General features: G+C 31.3%; 14 protein-coding genes and 1 riboswitch. Of the genes, 11 read left to right on the forward strand and 3 right to left on the reverse strand.

All coding sequences use genetic code 11. The annotated features are described in order from the left end of the window. Nucleotides 1-22: 22 nt before the first annotated feature. Together VK164_RS02890 and VK164_RS02895 are read right to left on the reverse strand one after the other, a co-directional pair. Nucleotides 23-637 carry a deoxynucleoside kinase gene (locus tag VK164_RS02890; protein WP_324207904.1) on the reverse strand — a complete coding sequence of 205 codons (615 nt, stop codon included), beginning with the start codon at nt 635-637 and terminating at the stop codon, nt 23-25. Further along, entirely contained in the window at nt 637-1,380 is a 744-nt protein-coding gene (locus tag VK164_RS02895) for a hypothetical protein (protein WP_324207905.1), read from the reverse strand. The genes VK164_RS02890 and VK164_RS02895 overlap by 1 nt, the downstream gene beginning before the upstream one ends. Before the next feature lie 177 nt (nt 1,381-1,557). On the opposite strand from VK164_RS02895, the gene VK164_RS02900 reads away from it, so the two are divergent. The 5 genes from VK164_RS02900 to VK164_RS02920 all read left to right on the forward strand — a co-directional run bounded on the left by VK164_RS02900 (nt 1,558) and on the right by VK164_RS02920 (nt 8,392). Continuing rightward, nucleotides 1,558-2,457 carry a GLPGLI family protein gene (locus VK164_RS02900; protein ID WP_324207906.1) on the forward strand — a complete coding sequence of 300 codons (900 nt, stop codon included), beginning with the start codon at nt 1,558-1,560 and terminating at the stop codon, nt 2,455-2,457. Between the two features lie 13 nt (nt 2,458-2,470). Further along, the gene (locus tag VK164_RS02905; RefSeq protein WP_324207907.1) at nt 2,471-5,203 is read left to right on the forward strand and encodes a TonB-dependent receptor; all 2,733 of its coding nucleotides are present in this window, start codon (nt 2,471-2,473) and stop codon (nt 5,201-5,203) included. A gap of 270 nt (nt 5,204-5,473) precedes the next feature. After that, the gene (locus tag VK164_RS02910; protein ID WP_324207908.1) at nt 5,474-6,961 is read left to right on the forward strand and encodes a DUF6973 domain-containing protein; all 1,488 of its coding nucleotides are present in this window, start codon (nt 5,474-5,476) and stop codon (nt 6,959-6,961) included. A 12-nt stretch (nt 6,962-6,973) separates the two neighbouring features. Next, the gene (locus VK164_RS02915; protein ID WP_324207909.1) at nt 6,974-7,330 is read left to right on the forward strand and encodes a hypothetical protein; all 357 of its coding nucleotides are present in this window, start codon (nt 6,974-6,976) and stop codon (nt 7,328-7,330) included. Nucleotides 7,331-7,906: 576 nt separating this feature from the next. After that, nucleotides 7,907-8,392, forward strand: coding sequence for a hypothetical protein (locus tag VK164_RS02920; RefSeq protein ID WP_324207910.1), 486 nt, complete (start codon nt 7,907-7,909; stop codon nt 8,390-8,392). Nucleotides 8,393-8,601: 209 nt separating this feature from the next. On the opposite strand, the gene metK is transcribed toward VK164_RS02920, so the two are convergent. Then, entirely contained in the window at nt 8,602-9,852 is a 1,251-nt protein-coding gene (gene metK, locus VK164_RS02925; RefSeq protein WP_324207911.1) for a methionine adenosyltransferase, read from the reverse strand. Nucleotides 9,853-10,137: 285 nt separating this feature from the next. Here metK and VK164_RS02930 point away from each other — a divergent pair, with 285 nt between their 5' ends. From VK164_RS02930 to VK164_RS02955, 6 genes are all read left to right on the forward strand, one after another. Beyond that, nucleotides 10,138-11,025 carry a T9SS-dependent choice-of-anchor J family protein gene (locus VK164_RS02930; RefSeq protein ID WP_324207912.1) on the forward strand — a complete coding sequence of 296 codons (888 nt, stop codon included), beginning with the start codon at nt 10,138-10,140 and terminating at the stop codon, nt 11,023-11,025. A gap of 464 nt (nt 11,026-11,489) precedes the next feature. Then, the gene (locus tag VK164_RS02935; protein WP_324207913.1) at nt 11,490-12,782 is read left to right on the forward strand and encodes an O-acetylhomoserine aminocarboxypropyltransferase/cysteine synthase family protein; all 1,293 of its coding nucleotides are present in this window, start codon (nt 11,490-11,492) and stop codon (nt 12,780-12,782) included. A gap of 68 nt (nt 12,783-12,850) precedes the next feature. After that, nucleotides 12,851-13,816 (forward strand): alpha/beta fold hydrolase, encoded by a 966-nt coding sequence (locus VK164_RS02940; protein ID WP_324207914.1) that lies wholly within the window; start codon nt 12,851-12,853, stop codon nt 13,814-13,816. A gap of 90 nt (nt 13,817-13,906) precedes the next feature. Further along, nucleotides 13,907-16,321: a bifunctional aspartate kinase/homoserine dehydrogenase I gene (gene thrA, locus VK164_RS02945; RefSeq protein ID WP_324207915.1), complete on the forward strand. Its 2,415-nt coding sequence runs from the start codon at nt 13,907-13,909 to the stop codon at nt 16,319-16,321. Between the two features lie 92 nt (nt 16,322-16,413). After that, entirely contained in the window at nt 16,414-17,586 is a 1,173-nt protein-coding gene (locus VK164_RS02950; RefSeq protein WP_324207916.1) for a trans-sulfuration enzyme family protein, read from the forward strand. A 152-nt stretch (nt 17,587-17,738) separates the two neighbouring features. Continuing rightward, a riboswitch (SAM riboswitch) is annotated at nt 17,739-17,844 on the forward strand. Nucleotides 17,845-17,940: 96 nt separating this feature from the next. Continuing rightward, nucleotides 17,941-18,933, forward strand: a complete 993-nt coding sequence (locus tag VK164_RS02955) for a homocysteine S-methyltransferase family protein (protein ID WP_324207917.1) — start codon at nt 17,941-17,943, stop codon at nt 18,931-18,933. Nucleotides 18,934-19,034: the final 101 nt, after the last annotated feature.

Consider the following 19,034-nt stretch of genomic DNA (forward strand, 5'->3'; position numbering starts at 1 on the left):
CATTAAATCCCTTTTTTTTATTCTAAAATAATCCGTTTAACTCGGCATCAATTCTATTAATAATATTTCCTAAATCTTCTGGATTGTTAACAAAATCTATATTGTCTACATCAATAATTACAAGTTTCCCTTTGTCATAGGTTTGAATCCAAGCTTCGTATCTTTCGTTCAAGCGACTTAAATAATCAATTGAAATTGAGTTTTCGTAATCTCTTCCTCTTTTGTGAATTTGACTTACTAAATTAGGAATTGAACTTCTTAAATAAATCAATAAATCTGGAGAACCAACCAAGCCTTCCATTAATTCAAATAAAGAAGTATAGTTGTTGTAATCCCTATTTGCCATTAATCCCATAGCATGAAGATTAGGAGCAAAAATATGTGCATCTTCATAAATGGTTCTATCTTGAATAATGTTTTTTCCACTTTGTCTAATTTGCAATACTTGACGAAAACGGCTGTTTAAGAAATAGATTTGAAGATTAAAACTCCAACGTTCCATTTGATGATAAAAATCGTCTAAATATGGATTATCTACTACATCTTCAAAGTGTGGTTCCCATTTAAAATGTTTTGCTAATAATCGGGTAAGCGTTGTTTTTCCTGCTCCAATGTTTCCTGCTACTGCTATGTGCATTATGGTAAAATTATTTTATAATTAGTAATTTCATTTTGGGTAAAAATAGCTAAAATTCCATCCGCAAAGAAAAAATTAGTAACGAAATTTTCAGCAATTTTAATTTTTAAATTCTTGTTGTTTTTAATTTCATAATAATACAGTTGATTTTCATGGCTATAGATTGCTATTTCGTCATTAATCAATTGAATTTTATCAAAATTTGGTAACTCGCCAAGTGTTTTAATTGTTCCGTAAATTGAAATAGAGTAGAGCTTATTTTTAGTATCAAGCCAATAAAAATTGGTATAGTTTGAATGATAATATTTTACAGGGCTTTCCAAACTAGTTGTAATCCAATTAAGAGCATCATTTGTTAAATTATATAGTCCAATTTTTGAAGAGATTGTATCAAAAAACCATAATTTGTTTTGAGAAGATAATGCAATTGCTTCAACATTAACAGACTCAGATAAGAAATTAAAATTTATTTCTTTTATTTCATTTAATTGATTGTCTAATAAAATTGCAGTGTTGAAATCGTTATAAAAAACCACAATTTGCAATGGATTTTGAAAATCAACTCTCGAAATTTTTCCTAAACGCACATTTTTATATTCAAAATGATTTTGTAAATGATTTTTTAAAAGAACATTGTCTTTTGTGGTATAGAAGTTTTGCTGGTTGTCAAATCCTAAAAATAGTTCAGCTTGTATTTTAGTGCAATTGATTTTTTCTGTTAAAATTGTTTCTTGAGAAAACATGCTTTTAGCAAAAAGAAAAAGAAAACAAAATAACACAGCGTTTTTTCGTAACATTGTTTTAAACTAATTTGAGATTCAAGTGTCTAATATACTACTTTAACACAAAATTAGTAGATAAATTGTGTAACAATTTGCACTTTTGAAGGTCTAAACATGTATCTAATTTATTCTATAACAATGAAAAAAATAATTATTGCTTCAATTTTAATGATTTCTGGTTTTATACAAGCTCAGAATTTTCAAGGTATGGCGGTTTATGAATCAAAAACAAGTACAGCAGATTTTATGAAAGGCATGCAAGGAAATAAAGATATTACTCCTGAAATGCAAAAACAGATTGAAGAGCGTATGAAAAAAATGTTTGAAAAAACATTTATTTTAAATTTTGATAAATCGGCTTCAATATATAAAGAGGAAGAAAAATTAGATGCACCAGGACAGCAAGGTGGAGGCAGAATGATGATGTCTATGATGGGTGGAGGCGGAACGCATTATAAAAATGTAAAACAAAAACAAGTAATTGTAGATAAAGAATTTTTTGGAAAAGAATTTTTAATTAAAGATTCATTGCCAAAATATGATTGGAAATTAGACGGAGAATCAAAGCAAATAGGAAGTTATACTTGTTTTAAAGCAACAGCAGTTGTTAAAGTAAGTGAATCTGATTTTAGAAATTTTAGATTTAGAAATAAAGAAGGCGATAAAAAGGAAGAAACTGTAAAAGATTCTACTAAAGCAAAAAAAACAAACTTTACAGATGATTGGGAAATGCCAAAAGAAAACACCATTACTGCTTGGTATTGTCCAGAAATTCCAGTCAATCAGGGGCCTGAAAATTATTGGGGGTTACCAGGGCTAATTTTAGAAGTAAACGATGGTAAAACAATTATTCTATGTTCAAAAATTGTAATGAACCCAAAAGATAAAGTAGAAATTGTTCCTGCTACCAAAGGAAAAGAAGTAACTCAAAAAGAATACGACGAAATTGTTAAAAAGAAAATGGAAGAAATGCGTGAAATGAATTCGGGTCCTGGAGGACAACAACGTGGCGGATTTAGAATGAGTGGAGGAAGATAATTTATTTTAAAGTATGAAACAATTAATCACATTTCTTATAATGGCACTTTCTACAGGTGCCTTTTCTCAAAATATTCGTTTTGAAGGTGTTATCAAGGATTCAACAGGTGTTGGGTTAGAAATGGCAAACATTATGGCTGTAAATCAGCAAACAAAAGCAATGGATGCCTATGCTATTACAAATGAAGCAGGAAAATTTGTTTTGAATTTGAATGCTAATACTGCTTATATTATCAAAGCAAGTTATTTAGGGTACGAAAATTATGAAAAAACGATTCAAACCGGTAGTTCTAATATGAATTATAACGTAGTTTTAAGAGAAGGAATTCTGTTAAAAGGAGTTGAAATTGTTCATGAAATGCCAGTGCGAATTTCGGGAGATACAATTATATATAATGCTGATTCATTTAAAAATGGAACAGAACGAAAATTAGAAGACGTACTAAAAAAATTGCCAGGAGTTGAAGTAAATAAAGATGGAGAAATTGAAGTTGAAGGCAAAAAAGTCCAAAAGGTGATGGTGGAAGGGAAAGATTTTTTTGATGGAGATACAAAATTAGCCACAAAAAATATTCCTGCTGATGCATTAGATAAAATCCAAGTTTTACGAAATTATAACGAGGTTACTAATTTAAAAGGATTAGAAAATAACGAGGAAAATGTTGCGCTTAATATTAAATTAAAAGATGGGAAAAAGAACTTTTGGTTTGGGGATATAACAGCAGGTATAGGTGTTGGACACGAAGAAGATAGGTATATTGTTAATCCGAAATTGTTTTACTACAATCCAAAATTTAGTTTAAATGTTATTGGGAATAAAAATAATATTGGTGAACTACCATTAACAGCTCAAGATTATTTTAAGTTTACAGGCGGATTCAAAAACATGATGCGAAAAGGCGGTTCTTCTTTCAATGTAGTGTCAAATGATTTAGGTATTTTGGGACTTCGTAATAACCAAGCAGCTAATATTGAATCCTCTTTTGGGGCGGCAAATTTTAGTTTCAATCCTTCAAAAGCATGGACATTAAGTGGTTTTGGAATTCTATTAGGGAACAAAACTGAAATTGAAACAAAAACCGTATCAAATCGTACGGATGAATTGCCTGATGGCTCAACTCAAATAGTTTCAGAAACAAAAGAAGATTTCACTAGACAAGACAGTAAACAAGCATTGTTGAAATTAAGTTCGAGTTATGTTCCTTCTGAGAAAGTGCATTTTGATTATGATGCGCTGGTAAAATTTTCAGATCAAAAAGAGAATACAAGTTTATATTCTAATTTGCTTTCTGATATTTATACCAATAAAAAACAGAATCCATTTTCTATCAATCAAAATCTTAATTATTATTACACATTAAGTGATAAACATGTTTTTGCTTTTGAAATGCAACACATGTACCAAGATGAAGATCCTTTGTATAATGCTAATCTAGAAACACAGCCTTTCGTTTTGTCGGGTTATGACACTACTCAAACTAGAGACGATATTAGTCAAAAACGTTTTGTAAAAACGAATAAGTTAGATTCGAAATTTGATTATTATTATATGATTACACCCAAAAGCAATATTAATTTGACTATAGGAAATACTTATTCGTATCAAAATTTCGATTCTTCTATTTTTCAAATATTAGATAATGGTACACAAAATAATTTAACCGCTACCGAGAACAGTAATGATGTAAACTATATGTTTAACGATGTGTTTCTTGGAGTGCATTATAAATTTTTAACAGGAAAATTCACATTCAATCCTGGATTTAGTGTGCATCAATACAATATGAATGACGAGCAACTAGGGACTTCAAATAAGCAATCTTTTACAAGAATTCTACCAGATGTTTATGCTTTGTGGCAAATAAAAAAATCTGAAACATTAACTTATAATTATTCGTTGACCAATAATTTTACTGATATCAACAAATTAGCACAAGGTTATGTTTTTTCAAATTATAACAGCTTGTTTAGCGGAAATAGATATTTAGAAAATTCAACTTCTCAAGTACATTCATTGCGTTATTTTAAATATAACATGTTTAATTTTGAAAATATTTTTGCAAATATTTCTTATACTAAACAAGTTGATGCTATAAAAAACAAAGCATTATTTTCTGGAGTAAATCAGGTTTCTTCTGCGGTCAATATTAATTCTAGTTTTCCAGAAGAATCATTGAGTGGAAGTGCAAATTATGGGCGTTCGTTTTTTAAATATTATAAAGCTAATGCTCGTGTTTCTATTGGATGGAATAAGTTTAATAATATTCGTGTTTATCCAGATGCTGATACAGACCCAGATAATAACCCAACAGCTATTCAAACTACGGAATCACTTAATCAAAGTTATTCATTAGGATTTTCGACTAATTTTAAACAATTGCCAAATTTAGGTGTGTCATACAATTATTCAATTAGTGATAATTTTTCTGATATTGTATATACCGATAGTCCGTCATTAACTTTAGAGTATTATTTCTTAGAAGCGTTTTCTTTCACATCGGAATATAACTTTTTTCATAATTACAATAAATCAAAAACAATTGATAGCGAATATGATTTCTTATCAGCGAATATTATGTATCAAAAGAAAGATAGTAAATGGGAATGGAAATTATCAGGAACCAATTTGTTGGATACAAAATCACTAGATAGCAATAGTTTTAGTCAATTAGGAGGTACAAGTACTTTTTCAAGTTACAAAGTACAACCGCGATATTTGATTTTAAGTTTGAAATATAATTTGTAAAAACTCATACTCCATTAAAATACGTTGTAACATATTTTTAATACGTACAATTACCTATTTAAAATAGTATCGAACGTATTTAAATAGGGTTTTAAAGAAATCCCAAATTCAAATAGAGTTTGGGATTTTTTATTAAAACTTGTCTATTAAATAAATCCATAAATATAAAATCAAAAACTTTAACAAAATGTACAGAAAATCTGTAATATAGTTTCATTTTACCTTTATTATATTTATAGCGAAAATTTCATTACTTAAAAAAACATTTTTATGAGGCAACAAATTAAATTCCTCCTTTCTTTTTTAACTATTTTACTTTTTTTTACTTCTTGTAGTGAAGATTTGTATGAAAACCAAATTCCACAAACGAAAAGTAAGTTTAATATCAAAAAAATAAATCATTCTGAAATATATAAAAACAATGCGATAGCGCAAAAGTTAGGACAAATTCAAAATTTCAAAAGCAAACTTGCCAATAGCAGAGTTGTTTATGATCCTATTTACGATTTCTTTATAAATACAGATGAAGCACTTTATATTGCTGACGGTGTTTCAGAATCGTATACATTTCCTGTTTATAGAGCCAGTGAAACTACAGTTTTAGAAAACCTTGTTATTCATGTTGAAGAGAATCAAATCTTAACCTATTTAGTTGATTATGGTCATCCTCTAAATGAACTTCAAAACATGACTCAGCAGCAATTAGAACAAAATGTAGTAAAACATTATTTAATTGATTTTAATCCAAGTAATGTATTAAGTAATCGAGTAGCAATGGCACAATATGTATGTTTTCAATCGTATGTATGGGATCCAAGTATTCCTTGTAATGAAGGGGAGCTAGTTGGTGCTGGACAAGGAATATATTGTGGTGGATGGGTTGTTCAAAGTTCATATTGTCAATGGGTATATGACACTTCAAATGGTGGTTCACTTAATGGAACTCCTGATGAAACCGAAGATATTTCTGATGGAGTTGAAAATATTGGCAATGGTGCTATTTCAAATTCAACTATAAACACATCATTTGTAGGCTGTTCAAATTGCCCAGATATTTCTTTAGAATTAGAAGAATTTTTATCAAATTTAACTTCTGATCAATTGAATTGGTGGAATAACCCAAGAAATAGAAATGCTGTAGAATCTATTGAAGGTTATCTGGCACAAAATAATTTCAACGCTCAAAGCAATCAGTTTGTAAAGGAGTTGATTGATGAATTATTAAACAATCAGCAACCTGTTTTTACTATATCTGACTATCCTGGAAAAAATGACGGAATGCCATTTGGATGGTGGAAGGACAATCAATATATGTTGTCCAATTTTGACATATTGGAGGAAGATCCAAATCCAGCTGAATTACTTGCCTTTAGTCTTTTTCCAGATAAAGCTTTATTGCATATTCAAAATTCTACAACTGCATTGGACAAAGCTCAACAATTAGTAGCAAACAGTACGTTAACAGGCATTGAAGATGGCAGGGCAGATGCATTTAGACATGCTTATTGGAATGCTCTAGGTACTGCTGAATTTGGTTCAAATATTACTCAAATATTTACTGATGCTCATGAAGCATATTCAAGTGGATTACCAAAACAAATGGATTTACATAATAACCAAAAAGGTCGTGAAAAATCAATAAGTATGTCATTTAATTTTTTAACAAGTGATTCCGACATTGCAGATTCTATTTTAATTGAAGTTTATGTTGGGCATTTACTATTCATTCTTAATGGAATTTTAACACCAACTGACTAAATATATAATCTCATGAAAACAAAAGTTATTCTATTTATTATGACTACTCTATTAATTTTATTTTATTTTTTATATAATTCTGATCCTAATTTTTCAAGCAAAAAATACAATCAAAAAGAATGGTTGGGAAATCCCAATAGCAGAATTCATATGGTTAGTGACATCATTAATCAAAAAAAATTAATTGGTAAAGATTCTGTTCAAGTTCAAAATGAATTAGGTAAATCTAATGAACCACCAAATAGTAATGAGTGGAAATACTTATTAGGTTATAAAGGATATTTGAGTGCAGAATTTTATTTCTTAACAATTCATTTTAATAATGGAAATGTAGATAAAGTATATGTTGATGTAATAAAGGAAAATTAATTCAGTCTATAACCACTGTTTGTAGTAATAGCGGCTTTCGAGCATAACTGAAAGTCGCTATTTTATTGTTAAATCTGGCAACAGAAATTTCCATTAACAAAAATTCGGGCACTATAATTTCTTCAACTATAATAAATGACTAAAATTATGAAAACTACATACTTCTTTGACCCATTTTCGGCTGCTTTACAAGTTTTATTGCTTATCGGATTTATTTTTATATTATATTATCTAATTAAATTATATAGAAAAATAGTTAAATTTTTAGATAAAAATAGTAAATAAATTTAGCCATGAAAAATATTATTTATACTATCATCTTTACAATATTATTATTAATCAGCTTTTTTTTAAAGAAGAGTTTATCTATTTTAGTATTTACGATAATTATTATGTGATTTCATATTTTACAGTTGCGGTTTATATTGCTTTGATATTTTTCTTTGTGTTCTTAGGTAGATTGATTTTTAAGAGGTTAAAAAATAATTAGAAAAAAAGAAATTACAAGCATTGAATTTAAACCTTTAGAGCTATCAACATACGAATGGTTTCATGGAGGTGAAAGAGAAAAAATATATGGAAAAGTATAACGAAACCAATCCATTAGAAAATTGGATAAGTACAGATAATAAATTATCTCAAATGTTGTCTGAAATCGAAACAGTTTCAAATTCTGAACAAGAGCAAGCTAAAATTGCTTTTCATAGATTAGCGGAAAATTATAATTTACCTAAATATCCTGATGACGTTCAAGATAGAGAAACTATACAAGTTGCTGATTTTCATTTATACAATCCTATTTCTATATATGAAGTTTTAGGCAAAATTAAGTTTGTAGATAAAAATCTTCAAAATCTAAAATCTAATGTTCTTTTAGCTGCATATCTAATAATAAATAACCTTGAACCATTTATAGATGAAGAATTAGACGAATTTTTAGGTAATAATCAATTATCTGGTTTTGGCTATAAAGGAGAGGATGTAGATGTTGAAATGATCCCAATTATTGAAGGAGAAAGTTGGTTTGAAAAAGGGTGTACATTTTTTACAAAAGAGATATAATTCTTTTTAAAATATTAAAATATGGAATTTAAAATTGACAACTTTAGCTTGAGCCTTTTTTTATGGCAACTTTTTATTTTTGTTTTTACAATTTTATTAATCTATTTATTGTATAAATTTATTAAAGGTTTAAAGAAAAGAAAATAATTAAAAATAGCAAACTTAAAAAATCCCGCAACCGCGGGATTTTTTTATTATGAATTACTAAATTATAGTTTAAAGGCAGTTTTTACTTTGTCTACAAAATCTAATTTTTCCCATGTGAACAATTCAACTGTTAATGTTTTTGTCTCGCCTCCAGGAGCAGAAAATGTTTTTGTTACTGTCTCAGGGGTTCTTCCCATGTGTCCGTAAGCAGCCGTTTCGCTGTAAATCGGATTTCTTAATTTTAAACGTTGTTCAATAAAGTACGGACGCATATCAAAAATGCTTTCTACTACTTTACTGATTTCACCATCTGTTAAGTTCACTTTTGCAGTTCCATAAGTATTTACGTTGATTGATGTTGGTTCAGCAACACCAATTGCATAAGATACTTGTACTAAAATTTCATCAGCAACACCAGCTGCAACTAAATTTTTAGCAATATGACGTGTAGCATAAGCAGCAGAACGGTCTACTTTAGATGGGTCTTTTCCTGAGAATGCACCACCACCGTGAGCACCTTTTCCACCGTAAGTATCTACGATAATTTTTCTTCCTGTTAAACCAGTATCTCCGTGAGGTCCTCCAATTACGAATTTTCCTGTTGGGTTAATGTGGTATTTAATCGCATCATTAAATAAATGAGCGTATTGAGGATTTTTAGCAATCACTCTTGGAATCAAAATTTCTATAATATCTTTTTTGATTTTCGCTAACATTGTTGGTTCGTCAGCAAAGTCATCATGTTGTGTAGAAACTACAATGGCATCAATACGAACTGGTTTGTTGTCATCGGAATATTCTAAAGTAACCTGAGATTTTGCATCCGGACGTAAGTAAGTGATTTCTTTGTTCTCTCTTCTTAAATCAGCTAAATCTTGTAATAACTGATGAGATAATTTTAAAGCTAACGGCATGAACTCAGCAGTTTCATTTGTGGCATAACCAAACATCATCCCTTGGTCACCAGCACCTTGTTCTTCTTTGCTTGCTCTGTCAACTCCTTGATTAATATCTGCAGATTGCTCATGAATTGCAGATAAAACTCCACAAGAATTTGCTTCAAACATGTATTCGCTTTTCGTGTAACCAATTTTCTTGATTACATCTCTTGCGATAGTTTGTACATCTAAATAAGTGTTTGATTTTACTTCTCCAGCTAAAATTACCTGACCTGTAGTAACTAATGTTTCACAAGCTACTTTTGACTCAGGGTCAAATGCTAAAAAGTTATCAATTAATGCATCTGAAATTTGATCCGCAACTTTGTCAGGATGCCCTTCACTCACTGATTCTGACGTAAATAAATAAGCCATAATTAAATTTTATTATAAATTAAGTGAGAAAAAATATGATTGCAAATAGCGTAAAGGAGTAGGGAATACTGCTTTAGCATTTTTTTAATGAGGTCGCAATCAGTTCAAATTTTTCCTCTTTGTTTTAGGGTGCAAATGTATGAAATGAAATTGAATTCCAAATAGTTGTTTACTTATTTTTTTTAAAAATGTACTTTATCGGAATTTTTGTATGCTTTATCGAAAATATGACTTGTAATTGCTTGTTATTCATATATTTATGTTGAATTTTTAAAACATATTGATATGGTTAAAAAACTACTTTCTTTTAGCTTTTTGTTAGTATCGCTAACATTTCAAGCGCAAAATTTAATTAGCGAAGGTTTTGATACTTATGCTAATTTAGCGACTTCTGGTTGGACATCAACTAATCAAAGTACTGTTATTGGAACTAACCCAGATTGGTTTCAAGGGAATCCTGTAGCTAGTGGAGGCCCTTTTGACTCCTATGTTGGGGCTACTAATTCTTATGTTGCATGTAATTATAATAGTACTGCTGGAGCCAATACGATTAGTAATTGGTTAATGACTCCTGTGGTTAGTCTTGTTAATGGAGATGTTATCACTTTTTATACAAGAACTGTCACTTCACCTGCATATGCAGATAGGTTACAATTAAGAATTAGTACTAATGGAGCGGCTTCAGCTAACCCAGTTGGTGCAACAGGAGTTGGTGATTATACCACTTTAGCTTTAGATGTAAATCCATCACTAGTTGCTTCAAGTTATCCTAATGCATGGACTCTGTATAGTTATACGGTTTCTGGTTTGCCAACAGCTACTAATTGTAAAATTGCATTTAGATATTTTGTTACAAATGGAGGTCCTTCTGGAGCTAATTCAGATTATATTGGAGTTGATTCATTTTCTGTAGATAGACCGTTAAGCTCTGATTCGTTTTTTAAAAATAATTTTTCACTATATCCTAATCCTGTTAATAATGTGCTAAATATTTCTATAAAAAATGAATTGTCCATTACTAAATTGACAATTACTGATATAAATGGAAGAATCGTGATTTCAGAATCTTCAGTAATTAATTCTTTAAATGTTTCAGATTTATCATCGGGTATATATTTAGTATCTATTGAAACGAATGAAGGAAAAGGGACTGCTAAATTTGTAAAAAATTAAAAGATATTTTACGTAATTTAAAAGAAAAAAGAGGCTTTTGCTTCTTTTTTCTTTTATAATAGATTTTATTTTTGTTATTTATTGTTTTATATGAATAAAAATCTATAAAATTGTTTTAAAATAACAAAATTTAGAAAAATAATCTATTTATTTTTTTATTTTAGAAAATAAATCTAATTTTGCTCCATCAAATTAAAAGAAATAAAAATGAACTTTACAATTTGCTATATCTGTATGACAATGTGGAATAATCCGCAGAGGTATTGTATTGCATATTTTTAAAGAAACTTAAATAATCAATATAACCTCTGTCTAAAGCAGAGGTTTTTTATTTCTAATAACACAACAGTATGAAAATAGCAATTTACAATCCAAGACGATGTTGTCGAATGTGTAGCTGAATCAAACTCAGTAAAATCAAAAAAATACATTTAAAAACACAATAACATCAAAAATAAAATATCATGAGCACAAATAAATTTGCAACAAACGCATTACACGCAGGACACGACATAACTAAAAATGGAGGAACAAGAGCCGTTCCAATTTACCAAACTACTTCCTACGTGTTCAATAACTCAGACCACGCTGCCAATCTTTTTGGTTTAGCCGAAGCTGGTTTTATTTATACAAGATTAAATAATCCAACAAACGATATCTTAGAAAAACGTTTAGCTAAATTAGAAGGCGGAATCGGAGCTGTCGTAACCGCTTCAGGAACTGCTGCTATTTCAACTGCTTTATTAACATTATTAAAAGCGGGCGACCATATAGTAGCTTCTAACAGTTTATATGGCGGAACATATAATTTATTAAATGTGACTTTGCCAAGATTAGGCATCACCACAACATTTGTTGATCCATCAAATCCAGAAAATTTCTTAAATGCAGCTCAAGAAAATACCAGAGTGTTCTTCGCCGAAAGTTTAGGAAATCCAAAATTAGATGTACTCGATTTAAAAGCCATTTCAAAAGCCGCACAAACCTACAAAGTGCCTTTTATTGTGGATAACACAGTGGCAACACCCTTTTTGCTAAACCCAATCGAACACGGAGCTAACATCGTCATTCATTCATTAACGAAATACATCGGTGGAAACGGAACTTCGCTTGGAGGTGTTATCATTGATGCAGGAAATTTTGACTGGAGCAACGGAAAATTCCCAGAATTCACAGAACCTTCTGCAGGTTATCACGGATTGAAATATTATGAAGTATTAGGTGCAGCTTCGTTCATAGCAAAAGTTAGAATCGAAGGTTTACGCGATTTAGGTGCTGCTTTGAGTCCATTTAATGCATTTCAAATTATTCAAGGATTAGAAACATTGGCTATCCGAATCAAAAAGCATAGTGAAAATGCTTTGGAATTAGCGAAATGGTTGCAAAAACGTTCAGAAGTGGCTTGGGTAAATTATCCAGGATTAATTTCTTCAAAATATTATGATTTAGCCCAACAATATTTACCAGAAGGACAAAGTGGTATCGTAACTTTTGGATTAAAAGGCGGTTATGAAGCCGCTAAAAAAGTAGCTGATGAGACTCAATTTTTCTCATTATTAGCGAATATTGGTGATACAAAATCATTAATCATTCATCCTGCAAGTACTACGCACCAACAATTGTCAGAAGAACAACAAATTACAACTGGAGTAACGAAAGATTTAATACGTTTATCAGTTGGATTAGAAGATATTGAAGACTTGAAAACCGATTTACAAAGTGTTTTCGAAAAATTGCCAGTTCAAAATTTAGTTTAGGTTTTTGTTTGTTTCAAAGACTGCCAATAGTTCGCACCTAAAGGCAGTCTTTGTTTTTTTAAAGAAAAATGTGTAAGATTCAAAAGTTCGTATTTAATACTGTTCCATTGCAAAATGGAGTAGTACAATCAAAAGTGATTTTGTCCTATCAATTGTTTGGTCAATCTATTGGTTCGGCTCCTTTGGTAGTGGTGAATCATGCTTTGACAGGAAATTCGCAAGTTATTGGTGAAAACGGTTGGTGGCAATCCTTAATTGGTGATGATAAAATTATCGATACCAAAAAATATGCAGTTTTAGCTTTCAATATTCCCGGAAACGGCTATCAAGACAAAGAAAATTTGATTGAAAATTATCAAGATTTTACAAACCACGATATTGCTAATTTATTCTGGAAAGGAATTGATTCGTTTAAAGTGAATCAAGTTTTTGTAGTCATTGGCGGAAGTTTAGGCGGTGCAATTGCATGGGAAATGGCAGGAATTCGACCAAAAGCGATTTCAAATTTAATTCCAGTAGCAACAAATTGGAAAGCTTCTGATTGGTTGATTGGAAATGTGTTAATTCAAGATTTGATTCTGAATAATTCCAAAAATCCAATTTACGATGCTCGAATTCACGCTATGTTATTGTATCGAACATCTGAATCATTACAAGAAAAATTTAACACCAAATTGCAAAATTCAGAAGGATTGTTTCAAGTAGAAAGTTGGTTGTTGCATCACGGAGAAAAATTGCAAAATCGATTTCAACTTTCGGCCTACAAACTCATGAATCATTTATTGAAAACTACGGATATTTTTAAAAGCAACAATAAATCAGATGTCATCAAAAGTATCTCGTCAAATATTCATCTAATAAGTGTGGACACAGATTACTTTTTTACGGCAAACGAAATCAAAACGGCTTTTCAAGAAGTCAAGAATTACAAAAACAACGCATTTTATCACGAAATCAAATCCATTCACGGACACGATGCTTTCTTGATAGAATTTGAACAATTAAACAACATACTAAAACCTATATTTAATTAAGATGAAATCGCTCACAGAACTTTTTGCGAAAGCAAAATCCAATAAAAAAGCGATACCATTTTTTACCACTGAAAAATAAAATCTAAAAAAATGAAAATATTAAAATTTGGAGGAAAATCATTAGCAAACGGAGAAGGATTGCAAAAAGTAATTCAAACGATTGCTCAAAAATATTTCAATAGCGAACCCATTGCAGTCGTAGTTTCGGCAAGAGGAAATGCTACAGACGAATTGGTAATTTTACTAAAAAAAGCGCAAGCCAACATCAGTTTTCAAGCAGATTTTGAGCAATTCAAAAAATACCAATTGGAAGGCTTGAAAGAAAACATATTTGAAGAAGAATTCTCAGTTTTACAAAAGTTATTAGAGGGTGTTTCGCTTTTAGGAGATTACAGCGAAAAAATCAAAGATCAAGTCATTGCGTATGGCGAAATTCTATCCGCAAAATATGTAGCTTATGTGTTGAATGAGAACAGCATTAAAGCACAATTTTCAGATGCGCGACAATTGATAAAAACGGATATAAATTTTGGAAATGCACAACCAATTGACGCTGTTTCAAAGCGAAATGTCTTGGATTATTTCGAAAAAAACACAGATAAAGTCAACATTGTAACTGGTTTTATAGGTTCAACGTTACACAACGAAACCACTACTTTAGGAAGAAATGGTAGTAATTACACCGCTTCATTATTAGCGAATTACTTAAACGCTGAAGAATTTCAAAATTTCACACACGTTGACGGAATTTTCACCGCCAACCCAGATTTAGTTGCTGATGCAAAAAAAATCGAGCGATTATCGTTTAACGAAGCGAATGAGTTAGCAAATTTTGGAGCACAAATTTTACATGCCAAAACCATCATTCCTTTGGTGGAAAAAAACATTCCGTTGCGCATTTTAAACACCTTCAATCCAGAAAGTGAAGGAACTTTAATCACTTCCGAACAAACCAATGAAGGGATCAAATCGCTTTCGGTTTTAACCAATGTGTCGTTGATTAATTTAGAAGGAAGAGGTTTATTAGGAAAAACTGGTGTAGATGCGCGAATTTTTCGAGTAATGGCTGAAAACGATATTAGTGTTAGCATCATTTCACAAGGTTCTTCGGAAAGAGGAATTGGTTTGGTAGTGAGTTCTGATAAGGCTTCCAAAGCATTAGTTGGTTTGGAAAAAGAATTTGAAACCGATTTTTATACGAAAGATGTCAATAAGATTTCGGTAAACGATAATATTGCTGTGATTTCGATTATTGGGCAAGATTTAACCAATTTTCATAAACCATACACGGCTTTAATCCGAAATAAAATCACACCAATTTTGTTGAATAATACAGTTACGGGAAGAAATATCAGTTTGGTGATCAGTCAAGATGAATTCAAACGCGCTTTAAATGTGATTCACGGCGAAATTTTTGGAGTAGCGAAAAAAATCAACATCGCTATTTTCGGTCACGGTACGGTTGGTGGAACTTTGATTTCCCAAATTTTAGAATCCGCAAAAAACATTGAAAAGCGAAAAGGAATCAAGCTGAATGTATTTGCGATTGCGAATTCAAAGAAAGTATTGTTGAATAAATTCGGAATTAGCGAAAATTGGAAAGCAACTTTAGAAGATAAAGGGCAAGATTATAAAGTGGAAGATATTATTGGGTACGCGAAAGAACATCATTTGGAAAATTTAATCGCGATTGACAACACCGCCAGTTCGACTTTTATTGAAAATTATATTTCGCTTGCTGAAAATAGTTTCGATTTGATTTCGTCAAATAAAGTCGCCAATACAGTAAGTTATGATTTCTATAAAAAGCTGCGAAAAGTCTTAAAAGATAACCAAAAAGAATATCTATACGAAACCAATGTTGGTGCAGGTTTGCCTCTAATTGATACGATAAAATTACTGCATTTGTCAGGTGAAAACATCACCAAAATTAAAGGTGTTTTCTCTGGGACATTAAGTTATTTGTTCAATAATTTTTCAGTTGAAAACAAAAAATTCAGCGAAGTATTGCAAGAAGCCATCGATAAAGGTTTCACCGAACCCGACCCAAGAGAAGATTTAAACGGAAACGACGTTGGACGAAAATTATTAATCCTAGCTCGCGAATTAGATTTACAAAACGAATTTGAAGAAATCCAAATTCAAAATTTAATTCCAGAGGCTTTACGTGAAGGAAGCGCAACGGATTTCTTAAAACGCTTATCAGAATTAGACGGAATTTATCAAAACATCAAAGACGCTCAAGGTCCAAATGAAGTGTTGCGTTACATTGGAGAATTATCAGGCGATTTGCAACAAGACAAAGGAAAATTGGAAGTAAAATTAATCTCAGTTTCAGCCAATTCTGCTTTAGGTTCGTTAAAAGGTTCGGATTCTATTTTCGAAATTTATACTGAATCTTATGGAGAACAACCAATCGTAATTCAAGGCGCAGGAGCTGGAGCATCCGTAACTGCAAGAGGCGTTTTTGGCGATATTTTACGTTTATCTGAAAAAAAATTATAACCACCCAAACTCCAAAACCTGCAAAATGTAAAAGTCTTGTGGGTTTTACACTTTAACAGTTCAACGACTAAACAATTCAACAAACAAAAACCATGAGTAACCAAAATTTAGGATTAGAAACCCAAGCCATCAGAACGCAATTAGAACGTACGCAATATTTAGAACATTCCGTTCCGTTATATCTAACTTCCAGTTTTATTTTTGAAGATGCGGAAGACATGCGTGCTTCTTTTGCAGAAGAAAAAGAACGCAATATTTATAGCCGATTTTCCAATCCCAATACATCTGAATTTGTTGAGAAAATTTGTTTGATGGAAGGAGCAGAAGACGGCTACGCTTTCGCAACCGGAATGGCAGCGGTGTATTCTACTTTTGCTGCTTTATTGAATTCGGGCGATCATATTGTTTCGGCGAGTAGTGTTTTTGGTTCGACACATACTTTGTTCACCAAATATTTTCCGAAATGGAACATCACCACTTCGTATTTCGATGTCAACAAACCAGAAACAATTGAAAATTTCATTCAACCAAATACAAAAATACTTTACGCGGAATCACCAACCAATCCAGCAGTTGATATTCTAGATTTAGAATTGTTGGGTAAAATTGCCAAAAAACACAATCTGATTTTAATCATCGATAACTGTTTTGCGACTCCTTACATTCAAAATCCAATTCAATTTGGAGCCGATTTAGTGATTCATTCTGCAACCAAATTAATCGATGGTCAAGGTCGTGTTTTAGGTGGAGTAACCGTTGGGCGTTCTGATTTAATTCGTGAAATTTATTTGTTTTCTCGCAATACCGGACCTGCTTTGTCGCCTTTTAATGCTTGGGTGTTGTCAAAAAGTTTAGAAACGTTGCCAGTTCGTATCGAAAAACATTCCGAAAACGCTTTAAAAGTTGCCGAATTTTTAGAAAACCATCCGAATGTTGCTTCCGTAAAATATCCATTTCTAAAATCGCATCCACAGTATGAAGTCGCTAAAAAGCAAATGAAATTAGGCGGAAATATTGTAGCGTTTGAAATTAAAGGAGGAATTGAATCAGGAAGAAAGTTTTTAGATAAAATCAAATTATGTTCCTTATCTGCGAATTTAGGTGACACACGTTCGATTGTTACACACCCAGCTTCCACAACTCATAGTAAATTGACTGAAGAAGAACGTTTAGCAGTAAGCATTACAGATGGTTTAGTTCGCGTTTCGGTTGGTTTAGAAACGGTTCAAGATGTAATCAATGACTTAAAGCAAGCGTTAGAATAAAAGTTTTTAAATTATTTTATAGATTTATATTCTTAATTAATATTAAAAAACGGAATATAAATCTATAAATAATATTTATTTAATGAAATTTCAGAAAATATTTCATTATTTCAATTTTGTCACTACATTTGCAGAGTTCATAAACATACTGTTTGTTATCACGAAAGCTGGAGGGAATAGACCCTGCGAAAGCTTAGCAACCCTACACTTGTAGAAGGTGCTACATTCTATTTCGATTTTATCGGAAGCAGATAACCTAAGGAAATTTTTTTCCAATTTCTTGATAACATATTAATAATATAAACTTTGTGAAACTCTGTGAAAACTTAGCGTAACTCTGTGTAACAAAAAAATATGTCAAAAATTCAAGAAGAAATCAAAAAACGAATTCTCGTGCTTGACGGAGCTATGGGAACGATGTTACAACGTTATAAATTTGAAGAAGAAGATTTCAGAGGCGAGCGCTTCAAAGATTTTCCGCATCCATTAAAAGGAAACAACGATTTGCTTTCCATTACCCAACCAGAAGCTGTAAAATCAGTTCATCGTGCTTATTTTGAAGCAGGTGCTGATATTGTAGAAACGAATACTTTTTCGGGAACTACTATTGGAATGGCGGATTATTATTTGGAAGATTTAGTCTACGAACTGAATTTTCAATCCGCAAAAATCGCTCGTGAAGTAGCAGACGAATTTACTGATAAGCTAAGATTTGTAGCTGGTTCTATAGGTCCAACCAACAGAACAGCATCAATGTCACCAGATGTAAACGACCCAGGATTTCGTGCGGTGAATTTTGATGATTTAAAAATCGCTTACAAACAGCAAGTAGAAGCTTTAATAGATGGTGGTTGCGATTTACTTTTGGTAGAAACTATTTTCGATACGTTAAATGCAAAAGCCGCTTTGTTTGCAATTGAAGAAGTGAAAGATGAGCGAACCATTGATATTCCTATAATGGTTTCCGGAACTATTACGGATGCTTCGGGAAGAACATTATCGGGACAAACGGTTGAAGCTTTTTTAATTTCGATTTCACATATTCCATTGTTGAGTGTTGGGTTTAATTGCGCTTTAGGAGCTGATCAATTGAAACCATATTTGAAACGTTTAGGAAATAATACCTCATTAAATATTTCGGCACATCCCAATGCAGGTTTGCCAAATGCTTTCGGGCAATACGACCAAACGCCTGAGGAAATGCAACAATTAATTCGTGAATATTTACAGGAAAATTTAGTAAATATTATCGGCGGATGTTGCGGAACAACCCCAGATCACATCAAATTAATAGCTGAGGTAGCAAAAGAATTCAAACCTAGAACGCAACAATTGAAATCCGTTTAATCGGTAAAATCCGTGGCATAAAATATTACAATGAAAAACAGAACAATAAAAATACAATTCGAATCATTTTTAAATTCACAACGATGTTGGGTTTGCCAATA

Source organism: Flavobacterium sp., from assembly GCF_035299005.1.
In the GTDB taxonomy this organism is placed as follows: domain Bacteria; phylum Bacteroidota; class Bacteroidia; order Flavobacteriales; family Flavobacteriaceae; genus Flavobacterium.

Excerpts from the sequence above, each read along its gene's own strand:
- VK164_RS02935 (WP_324207913.1), top strand. The coding sequence starts at position 11,490 with ATGAGCACAAATAAATTTGCAACAAACGCATTACACGCAGGACACGAC.
- VK164_RS02890 (WP_324207904.1), bottom strand. The coding sequence starts at position 637 with ATGCACATAGCAGTAGCAGGAAACATTGGAGCAGGAAAAACAACGCTT.
- VK164_RS02930 (WP_324207912.1), top strand. The coding sequence starts at position 10,138 with ATGGTTAAAAAACTACTTTCTTTTAGCTTTTTGTTAGTATCGCTAACA.
- VK164_RS02955 (WP_324207917.1), top strand. The coding sequence starts at position 17,941 with ATGTCAAAAATTCAAGAAGAAATCAAAAAACGAATTCTCGTGCTTGAC.
- VK164_RS02950 (WP_324207916.1), top strand. The coding sequence starts at position 16,414 with ATGAGTAACCAAAATTTAGGATTAGAAACCCAAGCCATCAGAACGCAA.
- VK164_RS02920 (WP_324207910.1), top strand. The coding sequence starts at position 7,907 with ATGGAAAAGTATAACGAAACCAATCCATTAGAAAATTGGATAAGTACA.
- VK164_RS02900 (WP_324207906.1), top strand. The coding sequence starts at position 1,558 with ATGAAAAAAATAATTATTGCTTCAATTTTAATGATTTCTGGTTTTATA.
- thrA (WP_324207915.1), top strand. The coding sequence starts at position 13,907 with ATGAAAATATTAAAATTTGGAGGAAAATCATTAGCAAACGGAGAAGGA.
- VK164_RS02915 (WP_324207909.1), top strand. The coding sequence starts at position 6,974 with ATGAAAACAAAAGTTATTCTATTTATTATGACTACTCTATTAATTTTA.
- metK (WP_324207911.1), bottom strand. The coding sequence starts at position 9,852 with ATGGCTTATTTATTTACGTCAGAATCAGTGAGTGAAGGGCATCCTGAC.
- VK164_RS02940 (WP_324207914.1), top strand. The coding sequence starts at position 12,851 with ATGTGTAAGATTCAAAAGTTCGTATTTAATACTGTTCCATTGCAAAAT.
- VK164_RS02895 (WP_324207905.1), bottom strand. The coding sequence starts at position 1,380 with ATGTTTTCTCAAGAAACAATTTTAACAGAAAAAATCAATTGCACTAAA.
- VK164_RS02910 (WP_324207908.1), top strand. The coding sequence starts at position 5,474 with ATGAGGCAACAAATTAAATTCCTCCTTTCTTTTTTAACTATTTTACTT.
- VK164_RS02905 (WP_324207907.1), top strand. The coding sequence starts at position 2,471 with ATGAAACAATTAATCACATTTCTTATAATGGCACTTTCTACAGGTGCC.